Origin of the sequence: Bacillus sp. V59.32b (assembly GCF_003429085.1) — a bacterium.
Lineage (GTDB): Bacteria > Bacillota > Bacilli > Bacillales > DSM-1321 > Peribacillus.
On record NZ_QVTC01000068.1, the window covers coordinates 1 to 12,684 of the forward strand.

A 12,684-nucleotide genomic window follows, 5' to 3' on the forward strand; every position below is an offset into this window, starting at 1 on the left:
AGCCCGTTTTTCCGCAGGAGTCTCGCAGATTCCCTTCCCAAAAACAACATTATCGTTTACCAGAGCCTATTATTTAAAAGAATCAATTTAATAAATTTCACTCTTAGAGTCCCAATGGTTCTGAGACGCAAAAAAAGGAGTACCTCCCCAAAATGTCGAAATGAGTAAGTTACCACTAAGGTCCATTTTGACATCGTTACGTTAGCAATGCTTCAAAATTAGCTGTTAATTGTATCCATGCTCAGTTAAGTTAACAAAATATACGCTGTGTTAGTACTCACTCCGGATTTCCAAACGGGTTGATCTTCGCTGCAGGCGGTGACTCCTCGAAAATGCTACGCATTTTCTCGTGCGGTGCCTATTCGAGGATGATCACTCAACGTCCTGCGGGAAAAGCGTGGCCAGGTAAGACCCCGCAGGAGCGGCGACGAGGAGGCTCACGGACCGCCCGCGGGCGTCCGACTGTAGCGGAAATCAACAGCCAATTTCAACAGGTACAAACTCGACATCGTTACGTTCTTTTATAATGCTTCATTTGTATCCATGCTCAGTTAAGTTAACAAAATATACGCTGTGTTAGTACTCACTCCGGATTTCCAAACGGGTTGATCTTCGCTGCAGGCGGTGACTCCTCGAAAATGCTACGCATTTTCTCGTGCGGTGTCTATTCGAGGATGATCACTCAACGTCCTGCGGGAAAAGCGTGGCCAGGTGAGACCCCGCAGGAGCGAAGCGACGAGGAGGCTCACGGACCGTCCGCGGAAAGCGTCCGCCTGTAGCGGAAAATCAACAACCCTATTCAAAAGGTAAAAACTTAAGAAAATTTTTGAGTAACTAATATTCAGTTGGTCTGTGTTTCTATATAAAAAGAATATGAAATTGATTCAAAAAGCTATACTTTCTTTATTTAAAAAGAAAACTCGCCGATTGGCGAGCCTTATAAAGTGACAATGAAGCGAGTTGCATCTTTGCAGAGGAACATGGTTTATACTTTCCTATCCCCTAAAAAAGAGCCGGTTCCCTTATTTATTGCGGTTTTGAATGATATGAACGATATTATTTGCTGTCTCTTCTACAGCTTTATTAGTCACATCAATAATTGGGCAATGTAATCTTGAAACAATTGATTCGAAATAGGTCAATTCTTCTTTGATCCGCTCCATATTCGCGTATATCGCATGATCATTCAGTCCAAGCGATTTTAACCGTTCTTTGCGGATATGGTTCAATTTTTCCGGACTGATCTTCAAACCGAAGCACTTTTCAGGCGGAACCAAAAATAATTCTTCAGGCGGCTCAACCTCGGGTACAAGCGGCACATTGGCCACTTTAAAACGCTTATGCGCCAAGTATTGCGAAAGCGGCGTTTTCGAAGTCCGCGAAACTCCCACCAGTACGATATCGGCTCGCAGGATGCCCCGTGGATCCCTTCCGTCATCATACTTTACAGCAAACTCAATAGCTTCCACCCGTTTGAAGTAATCATCATCCAGCTGCCTGACCATCCCGGGTTCATTCAGCGGAGAGGTCTCAGCCTTTTGCTGAAAGATATCCATTAAAGGACCAATAATGTCATAGGACAAAATATTTTCTTTCTCTGCCTGTTCCTTCATGTACGTCCGGATATTCGGCTTTACAAGCGTATAGGCAATAATTGCATTGTTTAGTTTTGCAAGAGAGATCACTTCATCAACATTTTGCTCATCTTCCACATACGGAATGCGCTTAGTGGAGAAAAGTGAGCCAGCAAACTGGCTTGCCGCGGCTTTTGTAACTAACTCCGCCGTTTCCCCAACCGAATCGGAAACAACATAAATAATTGTACTGTTCATAATTCCCCATCTCCCATGCACGTTCTATATGCTTTCATCTGCCAGAGCCAAAAATGCTTTCGTAATATTGCTCTTCGTAATTCTTCCGATCACTTCAAATCCCTTGTCCGTTTCCTTTACGACGGGCAATGCGTCGATTTGCTTTTCAATCAGCTTTTTCGCTACGTCAATCAGCAAATCTTCCTTCATACACATTGTAATATTGGGCATTCTTGTCATAATAATATTGACTGGGATCGATGACAGTTCCTGCTTTCCAATGCTTGCCCGAAGCAAATCCTTGCGCGACAAAACACCGACTAGCGACGAATTTTTATCGACAACAAACAGCGTTCCCACATCCTCAAGAAACATCGCGACAATAGCGTCATATACGGAAATCCCTTCACCAACAACGACGGGAATCGATTGATAGTCTTTCACGAATATTTTCTTCAGGCTGTCTGTAAGAAGCTGCGTCCCTGATTTTCCCGTGTAGAAATAACCGACACGCGGCCTTGCATCAAGGAAGCCGGCCATCGTCAAGATCGCCAAATCCGGCCTTAACGTCGCCCTGGTCAAATGTAACTGGTCGGCGATATGTTCTCCGGTTATTGGACCGTTGTCCTTTACGATTTGTAAAATATGTTCCTGACGTTTATTTAGTTCGATTTTAAACACCACCCTATTGCTCTAACAGCGAAAAAGTAATATGCCATACTATATATCATAATTATATACTATTTCCGCTGCAAGTGGCGATTAGGACACAATAATTTTATTCATCGCCGCAAAGCTGGAGATTAAATCACTAATATCTTTCATTAAAGATAGCCGGTTTGTTCTCAGTTTTTCGTCTTCTGCCATGACCATCGTGTGTTCGAAATAGTTTTCAATTTCCGATTTCATGGTCAGGAGCAGTTCAAAACGGTTTGATTCACTGGAAGCTGACTGATACTTATTAAAAACAGACTGATATGTTTCAAAGAGCTTTGTTTCAAATTCATTTTCAAATAAAGACTCAGACACTTCGGACTTGCTTTCGCACTTAACCGCAATATTCATTACCCTGCTTAATGCTTCGAGCCCAGCCTTAAAGCCGTCTTCCGCTTTTTTGGCTTCTAAGACGGATGCTCTTTCCACAAGGATGGCCACATTGCCCAGCTTATCCTCAAGCAACGCGTCGATCAGATCGTAACGGATGCCTTTTTCATTCAGCAAATGCTTAACACGCGCTTTAAAAAATTGTTCAAGGTCAGCGAACACATCGTTGCGGTCTCTTTTCAAAATGCCTTTCGCTTCCATCTCTGCAAGGGAAGCTTCGAGGATCTTCTCTAATGTGATGTCCCATTTCTTCTGGGATAGAATCTGGACAATACCGCTAGCCTGCCTTCTTAAAGCGTATGGATCTTGTGAGCCTGTCGGTATGATTCCGATGGAAAAGAATGAAACGATTGTGTCCATTTTTTCAGCCACACTAAGGATGGCACCTATTAAGGAAGGAGGAATACTGTCATCGGCATGTCTTGGCATATAGTGTTCATTGATGGCGGCGGCCACCTCTTTGGCTTCGCCTTTAAGAAGGGCGTATTTTTCTCCCATATAGCCTTGAAGCTCAGGAAACTCATAAACCATCTGGCTGACTAAGTCAAACTTCGCAATCTGTGCTGCACGGTGAGTATGTTGTTTTTCCGTGTCATTCAGCGACAAAGCCGTTGATAGCTCGGCTGTCAATTTTTGTACCCTGGCTATTTTTTCGGAAAGTGCGCCGATTTCTTCATGATAAACGATCGTCTCAAGTTTCTTCAGAGCACTGTCAATATCGCGTTTTTGGTCTTCTTTGTAGAAGAAAGAAGCATCCGACAGTCTCGCTCTTAAAACCTTTTCATTTCCCTTAGAAACAACATCAAGATGACGGTCGTCACCGTTTCTTACGGTCACGAAGAAAGGAAGCAAATCTCCATTGTTATTTTTAACAGGGAAATAGCGCTGATGTTCCTTCATGGAGGTGATTAAAACCTCCTGTGGCAAATCGAGAAACTCTTCCTCGAACCCGCCTGACAGAACAGTCGGATACTCAACGAGATTATTGACCTCTTCCAGGAGGTCTTCATCTACAGGAATGACCCAATTCTGTTCTTTTTCCAGCCTTTTGATTCCATCAAGAATCATATTCTTTCTTTTTGTCGGATCGGCGACAACAAACTGCTCGGATAGCGCCGTCTCATATTGGTTTGGGGACTCAATGACAGCAGTGCTCCCAAGGAAACGATGCCCTCTTGTTTCGTTGCCTGTGGTTACGTGTGTGATCCCAAATGGAATAATTTCATTGCCCAAAAGTGCGATCATCCATTTTATCGGGCGGATGTAACGCAGCTCCTGATCTCCCCAGCGCATATTCTTAGGAAACGACATGCCGGTAATGATATCTTTTAATTCAGGCAGCAGACTGATCGTTGGCCGCCCTTCAATGAATTTGTTCACATGGACATATTCAATGCCGCCCACTTCTTTGAAATAAATATCCTCAGGCGTTACGCCCTGCCCTTTTGTAAAGCCAATGGCCGCTTTTGTCCAATTGCCGCTTTCATCCTGGGCAATTTTCTTGGCCGGTCCTTTGGCTTCCTCATGGATATCCTTTTGTGAATCAGCGACATCTGTTATGAGCACGCCAAGCCTTCGAGGAGTCGAAAACATCTTAATATTCCCATACTCTATGGACTTTTCATTAAGCCATTTCTCCATTTTTTCTGCCAGCTGATTCATCGAAGCAGTTACATAACGCGCCGGCAATTCCTCAAGTCCAATTTCAAGTAACAAATCATGCTTGGCCATTGACTTTCTCCCCTTTCTGCTTAAGGATTGGGAATCCGAGCTTTTCTCTTTCTTCGTAGAAAGTCTTCGCAACTTTTCGCGCTAGATTGCGGCAGCGGGCAATATATCCCGTGCGTTCGGTAACCGATATCGCTCCTTTTGCATCCAGCAGATTGAACGTATGGGAGCACTTCAAAACATAGTCATACGCCGGATGGACCAGACCTTCATCCATTTGGCGATGAGCTTCTTTTTCATACATCGTGAAAAGCTGGAACAGCATATCTAAATCCGATGTTTCAAACGTATATTTGGAATGTTCATATTCCGGCTGCATAAAAATATCGCGCACCGTGAATCCATTCGTCCATTCGAGGTCAAAGACATTTTCTTTTTCCTGAATGTAGGAAGCGAGCCGTTCAATGCCGTACGTAATTTCCGCGGAAACCGGCTTGCATTCGAGTCCGCCGACCTGCTGGAAATAGGTAAATTGCGTAATCTCCATACCGTCAAGCCAAACCTCCCAGCCAAGGCCTGCACAGCCTAACGAAGGGTTTTCCCAGTTATCCTCAACAAAACGGATATCATGTTCAAGCGGATTGATACCCAGCGCCCGCAAGGAATCCAAATAGATTTCCTGAATATTATCGGGTGACGGCTTCATGATCACCTGAAACTGATGATGCTGATAAAGACGGTTTGGATTTTCACCGTAACGACCGTCTGCCGGACGCCTTGACGGCTCCACATAAGCGACATTCCATGGTTCAGGCCCGATAGCACGCAGGAATGTGTATGGGCTCATCGTCCCGGCTCCTTTTTCCGTATCATATGCATTCATCAGAATACACCCATGATCGGCCCAATGCTTTTGCAAAGTTAAAATCATATCTTGAATGTTCATCAAGCACCTCCAAAAAAATTTAATTGGCTTAGAGCGAAGAAGTGAAAAACGTTTGAAAACGCCAAAAAACTCCCGCCACTATGCCTAACGCATAGGGACGAGAGTTTACCCGCGGTTCCACCCTATTTGCCGAAAAATCGGCCTCTTTATCTGCTCACTTAGCAGTCCGATTGCTCAGGAACGCCTTCCCTGCCAATCCATAGCCCGGCTCGCACTATCCCAGGTTCGCTTGTATGGAGGATAACAGGTACTACTTTCCTTCATTGCAATGATATGATGAGATAGATTTTAGCGAATCGATGCACGAATGTCAAGGAAACATTTCAATCCGGGTACGGAATTTGTACCGCGTTTCAATAGGTTGGCAACCGGAACACGACTTTTGTTGAGGGAACACTGGTTTTGTTGCGGGATCCATTTTTTGTTGCATTGTTGCAGCTTTGGCCGGTTTTGTTGCGACAAGACCGATTTTTGTTGCGGGACCTCTCTTTGTTCCAAAAAAACCTCGCTTTTTTGCGGCAGCAACTCAAAACTTGTCTTTCATCTGATCCATCTGGTTTAAGAATTTCTTTGATTTTAATTGCAGGCCGGAATATTCCTCATAATAAGCATCGATTACACGCTGCAGCTCTTTTTTTGTTTCGGGCTTGATCGATATGTTACCGAGCCGCGATAAATCAAAATAATAAAAGAGCCGGAGCAGCTTGACAGCAACAGGGGACATTTTAATATGATAGGGGTCTTTCCCGTAACACCTGTGGCAAATAAAGCCGCCTTCTCTTAAAGAAAAGGCAAACTCTCCTTCCGTATGGCCGGAAATCGAGCACTGATCAAGTGTTGGGCTTAAGCCGTTGACCTGGAGCATCTTCATCTCAAAAATAAATTTAAGGATCTCTGCATCGTATCCTTCGTTTATGTAATTCAATGTTTGATAAAGCAGCTCGAAAAGATAGGGATTCGACTTTTTATCTTCTACGCTTTTATCAAGGAGCTCGACGATATAAGATGCATAGGCGGTAGAAAAAATATCCTCCCGGATCGATCGCATCGAGTTCACTGTTTCGCCCTGCTGCATAGTACCTAGACCACTTGAGGTTTGCACAAGAAAATATCCGTAATAAAAAAGCTGGGTGACGGCAGAGAGGCGGCTTTTTGGTTTACTGGCGCCTCTCGCCATCGCACCGATTTTTCCCCACTCACGGGTATATATTGTTATAATTTTATTGCTTTCTCCATAATCTGTCCGCCGTATGACGATGCCCTCACACTTTTGCAGCAAGATCAGCCACCATCCAATCTAGAGGGACAAGCGTAATTCTAGGAGATGGGAAAATCAATCTCTGCTAGTACTTCTTTCTGACTTTCTGGTCTTTCCTGTCTTTCCACCTCTAACTCTTTAAAAAGAAGATAGGTGTCAACATTACCTGTCTGACTGAACACTTTCCATGTAAAATCCAACATAATAAAGCCCACCTTTCAATTTACTAGCATATTAAATTTCCGACCTTAAGATTATCTTGACCCTTCTCAACTCAAATCATAAGAAACAAAAAATGTTAGGAATATTTTTTATAACTATAGGACTGGCGTGATCCACTGTTTTAATATTCATCCTCATTAAACCCATAGTCGCGCAGCTGGGACATTTTATTGCGCCAATCCTTTTGAACCTTCACCCAGAGCTCGAGAAAAACCTTAGAACCAAGCAGGTTCTCGATATCAAGTCTGGCCCTTTGCCCGACTTCCTTCAGCATTTTCCCTTGCTTACCGATGACAATCCCCTTTTGTGAATCTCTCTCGACGATGATGGTCGCCATCACATTGATCGTTTCACTGTTATCCATTTTCTTAATTGAATCGATCACGACTGCGACGGAATGCGGAATTTCCTCCCGTGTGAGATGCAAGACTTTTTCGCGGATCAACTCGGAAATGATAAATCGTTCCGGATGATCCGTTACCTGATCGGCAGGATAAAACTGCGGTCCCTCAGGCAGGTGTTCCTTAATTTGTCCAAGCAGGGTTTCCACGTTGTTTCCTTCAAGCGCTGAAATCGGCACAACCGAAGCGAATGGGTATAAATTCCGGTACTTCTCAATGATAGGAAGCAGCTCATCGGGATGAAGCTGGTCGATTTTATTCACGACGAGAAAAACAGGTGTTTTGACCGTCTTTAGCTTTTCAATGATAAATTCGTCTCCGCGGCCGAAGCCTTCTTGTGCATTGATCATGAACAAAATCAAATCCACTTCTTTAAGTGTATTCGTGGCCACCTTCATCATGAAGTCGCCAAGCTTATGCTTTGGCTTATGGATGCCGGGTGTATCGATGAAAATCATTTGTGCATCATCGACCGTCAAAACACCCTGCACTTTATTGCGGGTCGTTTGCGGCTTATCACTCATGATGGCGATTTTTTGCCCGATCACGCGGTTCAAGAATGTGCTTTTCCCGACATTCGGTCTGCCGATAATAGAGATGAAACCTGATTTGTGGTTTCTCGATTGTGTATCGTCAAATAGTTTAGTCATTCAAATCCCCCGGTGAAAAAGCTCCTGGTAGCAATTCCTCTACTGTTAATTCTTTAATATCCCCATTCAGGTTGGTCAAAACAATTTTCATATCACTTTTACAAAACTCTGAAATAACTTGCCGGCATGCGCCGCATGGCGGGACGGGCCGATTTGTATCTGCAACAACAGCAATAGCCTGAAATTGCTTGTCACCTTCGGAAATGGCCTTAAAAAGTGCCGTCCGTTCAGCGCAATTGCACATGCTGTAGGCAGCGTTTTCAATATTGCAGCCATGGTACACTTTGCCGTCGGCAGTCAATAAAGCCGCCCCAACCGCAAATTTGGAATAGGGGACATACGCTTTCTCCCTGGCTTGTTTAGCCTCTTCGATTAAATTCTTCAGTTCCATTTATCATCATCCTTTCAGAAAAGGGGATGCCCTTATATTGTAACGCATCTCCACTTGTCTTGAATAGCCGATATTCCGTTAGTCTAACTGTAAAGAAGGAAAGATCAGCTGGTTAAAACAGTTTTGGCAAAAAGATAATCAGGCCGACCATGACAGCAAAAATAGCATACATAAGAACTGAGCCGGCGGCAATATCTTTTGCCTGTTTAGCAAGCGGGTGAATATCTCCGGTAATGAGATCCACGGTTCGTTCAATCGCCGAATTGATCATTTCAAGGGTGATCGTCCCGAATATCGCGGAAAGTAAGAACAGCCACTCCAGTCGTGAAACCGAAAAATACCAGCCTGCTCCTATCACCACCACTGCCACGGACAGGTGGATCTTTAGATTTCTTTCCGATTTTACGACTCCCCAGATCCCTTGAAAAGCATAAACAAAACTCTTATACAGCGGGTGCCTTTTTTTATACTTCCCTTGTGAGCCCATATTGGTTCAATATTTCCTTTTGTTTAGTAAACATCTTTTTTTCATCTGCCTCATTCATATGGTCGTATCCTAATAGATGCAGAAAGCCGTGAAGCGCCAGAAAGCCCAATTCGCGGTCAATAGAATGGCCGTATTCCTCAGCCTGTTCCGCTGCCCTCTCAATGGATATGATAATATCACCGAGCATACGCGGGATCTCCGTACCTATCACCTCTATTTCATTTTCACCCAACTCTTCCATCGCAAACGAAATCACATCAGTCGGCGCATCCTTACTGCGATATTCCTTATTGATTTCCCTGATCCTCGCGTTGTCCACAAAGGTAACAGAAAGCTCACTGCCAGTCTCAATCCCTTCACTTTTAGCCGCAAATTGAAGAACGCCTTCTACGAGTTTTTCAGCCTCTTCGTTCACTTTTTCCGTTTCGTCCATAAAATCGATGGTCAAATTCATTGTATCACCTTCTATTCTGATTTAGGGAGCTCCGGATATTCGATCCTTGAGTGGAATATGCCATTCAATGTTTCGCAAAGTGATTGCTTGACAATTCCTAATTCTTTCATCGTTATATCACACTCGTCAAATTGATGATCATTCAGTCGCTCATTGATAATTTTCTCAACGATTTCCACTATTTTCTCTGAAGTAGGACGAACCATTGACCTGACAGCCGCCTCGACGCTGTCGGCAATGCCGATCACCGCAATCTCCTTCGTTTGTGCTTTCGGACCCGGATAGCGATACTCTTCCTCTTTAACATTTTCTCCTTGCTTTAAAGCTTTATGATAGAAAAATTTAAGCAGCGTTGTGCCGTGATGCTGTTCAGCAATATCGACAATCTCTTGCGGCATCTTGTGTTTCAGCAGCATTTCAGCACCATCAATGCTATGAGCAATAATGATATCCTTGCTGGTTGCCGGTGGTAGCCGGTCATGCGGATTCTCAATATTTATTTGGTTTTCGATAAAAAACTGCGGCCGCTTCGTCTTGCCTATATCATGATAATAACAGCCAACCCTTGCCAGCAGCCCATTCGCACCAATTGCTTCACAGGCAGAATCCGCAAGGTTTGCAACCATGACACTGTGATGATAGGTACCAGGTGCCTCCGTAAGGATCCTCCTGAGCAACGGATGGTTCGGATTTGAAAGTTCTAAAAGCTTTATCGAGGAAAGAATTCCAAACCCGGCTTCGAAAAATGGCAGCAACCCGATTGTCAGCACGGAAGAAGCCACGCCGGAAACAATAGCGGCTACCATGTAAAAGAGATATTCCATTCTAGAATAGTTTCCATCCATGATAAATAAGATGGAGAACAATAGAACGATATTGATCAGGGATAACAGCACCCCGGCCTGGAGGATTTTTGTCTTGGAATTATTCTTCGAAAGAATAACGATGGCCGCAAGCCCACTGAACATGATATAAAGCCCAATTGAGAAATCAAGGTTCCCTGAGACATCCCCATTAAAAATGATCGCCCCGAATGCTCCTAAAATGATCGTGATTGCGGCTGCAAAACGTTCATTGAGCAAATTTTTGACCAGCATGGCTGCCATTGCAGCAGGAAAATAAAATCCAAGATCACTGTATTGAAGACTGGAGAAAACGCTGAATATCTTCATGACCAGAAGGGAAAGCACCAGCACGATACTGAGCATGAGCATCTGGGTGACCTTTCTCTCATCCGAATTATGACTCAGATAAAAATAATAGAACAGCGCACTCATGATTAGCGTGATAAACAGAAATAAACCAAGAAAAGGAACGACAGTATTATCATTATCAAGAAATCCGGCAAGTTCCAGCTGACGGTATACTTCCCGGTCGATCAGCTGTCCTTCCTCGACAATGATTTGCCCCTGAAGAATTTTGGCCGGTTCAACAGATTCCACAGCCTTTGTCCGCTGTTCTTCAGTTTGATCCTTGTCAAAAAATACGTTCTGAATGATCGCATACCGGGCCAGTGCAATCGAAGCATTTTTCAACTCGTTCTCAAGGCTTGTATACTTTAACTCTTCTTCTGCCTGCTTTTTTGCGTTTTCTACATCAGCAGCCGTGATCCTCTCTGTCATTACATTGTTGACGGCTGTGATTGTCAGATCCTTTGAGATTCGGAGATTGTTCTCTTTAGCTTTGACAAGTGCGGGAAAAACAGATTCTGGGATGTCGTTATTAACCTCATCCGTAAGCTTTTCTTTTAGCATGGCAACCATTTCATCCGTGCTTTTCGCTTCGCTGTCCCCATCTTCCTCCGGACTCGTTTCTTGCTTGACTTCCAATGCAGAATCGAAAATCGAAGCGATCAAATCGACTTTGTTTTGGGCATATTCTTCTTTTAACGTATAAACATCCGCAACCTGACTGATAATTTCTTCTTTTTCCTGCTCTGTTTTATATGTATCCTCAACCGTTTTCGTCGCCCTGATTGTCTGTTCCGCTGGCTTCAAAAGTTCTACTTTCACTTCCTCGGGCTTGACATTGGAATACATCATCAAATAAGCAAAAATACCGAGAATAACAAAAAGCAAAACTTGAAAAAAACGATTATTGAGCAAATTTTTCAGCCTGTTCAGATTCGTCTGTAAAAAATTCAAATTTCCCCCTCCTCATAGAAAAGCGGAAGCACCATGGACAGTACTGAACAAGAGTCGTTCATATGCGATACATGAATGCATAATCTAATTATGTAAAATATAACAGTTTTCCAACCAACTTGTCATCCTGTTATCCAATAAATAAAGAAAACCGCCCAAGAATAAGGCGGAATCCGGTACCAAATTATTCATTTGAATTTTCATAAGCCGTAATGATTCTCGCAACGAGAGGGTGTCTGACAACATCGCTTTGTTCCAAATAGATAAAAGAAAGACCTGATACACCATTCAAAATGTCTGCCGCGGCGTTCAGTCCTGACTTGACCCCTTTGGGTAGGTCGATTTGAGTGCGATCCCCCGTAATGACCATTTTGGAGCCAAAGCCCAGCCGGGTTAAGAACATCTTCATTTGCGCCTGAGTCGTATTTTGCGCCTCATCCAAAATGACAAAAGCATCATCAAGAGTCCTACCCCTCATATAAGCAAGAGGTGCAATTTCGATCACCCCTCGCTCAATAAGCCTCTGGGTATGCTCCATACCTAAAAGGTCATGGAGAGCATCATATAGCGGTCTTAAGTATGGATCTACTTTTTCCTTCAAATCGCCCGGCAAAAATCCAAGGCTTTCCCCGGCTTCCACAGCCGGCCTCGTTAAGATAATCCGCTTTACCTGGCCGTTTTTTAAAGCATTGACGGCCATAACTACGGCAAGATACGTTTTCCCTGTTCCGGCAGGACCGACCCCAAAAACAAGATCGCTTTTTTTAATCGCCGAAATATATTGGCGCTGTCCCAGTGTCTTAACGCGAATGGTTTTTCCCTTTGCCGTCTTCGCGATTTCTTCTTCATATAGTTCATGGAAATATTCCAATGTGCCTTTTTTTGAAAGCTCGATCGCGTATATAACATCCCGGGAACTGATATGAATCCCTTTCCGGACTACAGCCAGTAATTCTTTCAGAATATTTTCAGCATGGATGGCATTTTCAAGCTCACCTGCTATGGAAATCCCTTCCCCACGGGTGATAACGGATACATGAAGCTCATCCTCGAGCACTTTCACATTAGAATCAGCATTCCCGAGTAATGCCAGTGCTTCGTTAGGCGATTCAATTTCTAGTTCTATTACTTTAAGGTCTTCTGGCATT

General features: G+C 43.8%; 13 protein-coding genes. All 13 read right to left on the minus strand.

What is annotated here, in order from left to right; genetic code table 11:
* Nucleotides 1-1,022: 1,022 nt before the first annotated feature.
* Nucleotides 1,023-1,832: a pyruvate, water dikinase regulatory protein gene (locus D0463_RS15180; RefSeq protein ID WP_117308226.1), complete on the minus strand. Its 810-nt coding sequence runs from the start codon at nucleotides 1,830-1,832 to the stop codon at nucleotides 1,023-1,025.
* 24 nt (nucleotides 1,833-1,856) lie between these two features.
* Nucleotides 1,857-2,492 carry a transcriptional regulator CcpN gene (gene ccpN, locus D0463_RS15185; RefSeq protein WP_174234337.1) on the minus strand — a complete coding sequence of 212 codons (636 nt, stop codon included), beginning with the start codon at nucleotides 2,490-2,492 and terminating at the stop codon, nucleotides 1,857-1,859.
* Between the two features lie 81 nt (nucleotides 2,493-2,573).
* Entirely contained in the window at nucleotides 2,574-4,646 is a 2,073-nt protein-coding gene (glyS, locus tag D0463_RS15190; RefSeq protein ID WP_117308228.1) for a glycine--tRNA ligase subunit beta, read from the minus strand.
* Nucleotides 4,633-5,529 carry a glycine--tRNA ligase subunit alpha gene (gene glyQ / locus D0463_RS15195; protein ID WP_117308229.1) on the minus strand — a complete coding sequence of 299 codons (897 nt, stop codon included), beginning with the start codon at nucleotides 5,527-5,529 and terminating at the stop codon, nucleotides 4,633-4,635. Before glyQ ends, glyS begins: the two co-directional genes overlap by 14 nt.
* A 288-nt stretch (nucleotides 5,530-5,817) precedes the next feature.
* Nucleotides 5,818-6,027, minus strand: a complete 210-nt coding sequence (locus D0463_RS19225) for a hypothetical protein (protein ID WP_133299580.1) — start codon at nucleotides 6,025-6,027, stop codon at nucleotides 5,818-5,820.
* Between the two features lie 28 nt (nucleotides 6,028-6,055).
* Nucleotides 6,056-6,808, minus strand: coding sequence for a DNA repair protein RecO (gene recO, locus D0463_RS15200; RefSeq protein ID WP_117308230.1), 753 nt, complete (start codon nucleotides 6,806-6,808; stop codon nucleotides 6,056-6,058).
* Nucleotides 6,809-6,846: 38 nt separating this feature from the next.
* A complete protein-coding gene (locus tag D0463_RS15205) occupies nucleotides 6,847-6,990 on the minus strand; it encodes a YqzL family protein (protein WP_117308231.1) in 144 nt (47 codons plus the stop codon).
* 140 nt (nucleotides 6,991-7,130) lie between these two features.
* Nucleotides 7,131-8,060, minus strand: a complete 930-nt coding sequence (gene era, locus D0463_RS15210; RefSeq protein WP_117308232.1) for a GTPase Era — start codon at nucleotides 8,058-8,060, stop codon at nucleotides 7,131-7,133.
* Nucleotides 8,053-8,451 (minus strand): cytidine deaminase, encoded by a 399-nt coding sequence (locus tag D0463_RS15215; protein WP_117308233.1) that lies wholly within the window; start codon nucleotides 8,449-8,451, stop codon nucleotides 8,053-8,055. The genes era and D0463_RS15215 overlap by 8 nt, the downstream gene beginning before the upstream one ends.
* A gap of 112 nt (nucleotides 8,452-8,563) precedes the next feature.
* Nucleotides 8,564-8,938, minus strand: a complete 375-nt coding sequence (locus tag D0463_RS15220; RefSeq protein WP_117308234.1) for a diacylglycerol kinase family protein — start codon at nucleotides 8,936-8,938, stop codon at nucleotides 8,564-8,566.
* On the minus strand, nucleotides 8,916-9,392 hold the full coding sequence (ybeY, locus tag D0463_RS15225) for an rRNA maturation RNase YbeY (RefSeq protein WP_117308235.1): 477 nt from the start codon (nucleotides 9,390-9,392) through the stop codon (nucleotides 8,916-8,918). The genes D0463_RS15220 and ybeY overlap by 23 nt, the downstream gene beginning before the upstream one ends.
* Before the next feature lie 11 nt (nucleotides 9,393-9,403).
* Nucleotides 9,404-11,536, minus strand: a complete 2,133-nt coding sequence (locus D0463_RS15230; RefSeq protein WP_117308236.1) for an HD family phosphohydrolase — start codon at nucleotides 11,534-11,536, stop codon at nucleotides 9,404-9,406.
* A 184-nt stretch (nucleotides 11,537-11,720) separates the two neighbouring features.
* A complete protein-coding gene (locus D0463_RS15235; protein ID WP_117308237.1) occupies nucleotides 11,721-12,683 on the minus strand; it encodes a PhoH family protein in 963 nt (320 codons plus the stop codon).
* Nucleotide 12,684: the final 1 nt, after the last annotated feature.